The organism is Candidatus Infernicultor aquiphilus (assembly GCF_002784285.1).
Lineage (GTDB): Bacteria > Atribacterota > Phoenicimicrobiia > Phoenicimicrobiales > Phoenicimicrobiaceae > Infernicultor > Infernicultor aquiphilus.
This window is the reverse complement of the sequence record NZ_PFKO01000240.1, coordinates 1-1,080: the sequence shown is the minus strand read 5'-3', so window position 1 is coordinate 1,080 and position 1,080 is coordinate 1. Positions and strand designations below refer to the sequence as shown.

General features: G+C 38.8%; 1 protein-coding gene. It reads left to right on the top strand.

Annotated elements, in window-relative coordinates:
• Window positions 1-943: transposase (locus tag COZ07_RS06470; RefSeq protein WP_406607753.1), on the top strand; the 943-nt coding region annotated here is incomplete at its 5' end.
• Window positions 944-1,080 lie beyond the last annotated feature (137 nt).

Sequence of the window (1,080 nt, the reverse complement as noted above, 5' to 3'; positions counted from 1 at the left end):
ATATTTAGGGATAGATAGTAAGGCCTTGAATTCTCATGGGAGAGCGAGTAAGAACAAACATCGGGATGGCAGAAGAGATACGGATGCGGATTGGGGAGTAAAAAGGTACGAGGGTAAAAGAGACGATGGCAGTTTATGGGATAAATTAGTAAAATGGTTTGGATACAAAGCACATCTTATAGTAGACACGAAATATGAGTTACCGGTTAATTATAAAGTAACGAAAGCATCCAAGAATGATAGTGTGATGTTAAAACCGATGGTAGAAGATATGGCAAAAAAACATCTGGAATTAATTGAACGAGGCGAAGAATTAAGCGGAGATCGAGGATATGACTCGAAAGAGAATAATGAGCTATTATGGAAAAGATATGGGATAAAACCGTTATTAGACATACGGGATATGTGGAAAGATAATGAACAGACAAAGCCATTATATCCGGAGAGAGCAGATAATATTACGTATGATTATAAGGGGCAGTTATATTGTCATTGTATGGAGAGTTCTCAGGTAAAAGAAATGGCGTATATGGGATTTGAGAAAGAGCGGGAGAGTTTGAAATATCGATGCCCGGCAAAAGCATATGGGATAGGGTGTAAAAGCATTGGTTATTGCGGCAATAGTGAATACGGACGAATAGTAAGAGTTCCATTAGAATTGGATCGGCGGATATTTACTCCTATTGCCCGCAGCAGTTATGCTTGGGCAAAGAAGTATAAAAGACGGAGCGCGGTAGAGAGAGTGAACAGCCGTTTAGATGTATCGTTTGGATTTGAAAATCATTTTATCCGGGGACAGGCAAAGATGGAAGTACGGATAGGTTTAGCAATGTGTGTGATGTTAGCGCTGGCATTAGGGAGCATAAAAAATAATCAGGCAGAAAAGATGCGCTCCTTGGTAACAAGTAGAAGCCGCGGTTCTCCGTTAGAAGCAGCAGTGTAAAAAATTATAGAAATAACGGTAAAAAATAACTTCAGGGGGGGAGTATTTGCAAATTATAGGAGTTACGTTAAAACACAGGATTTTTTAGAAGAAGATACTAAAAGAAACAAGTAAAAATGTTTGTATTCAGTGTAGTG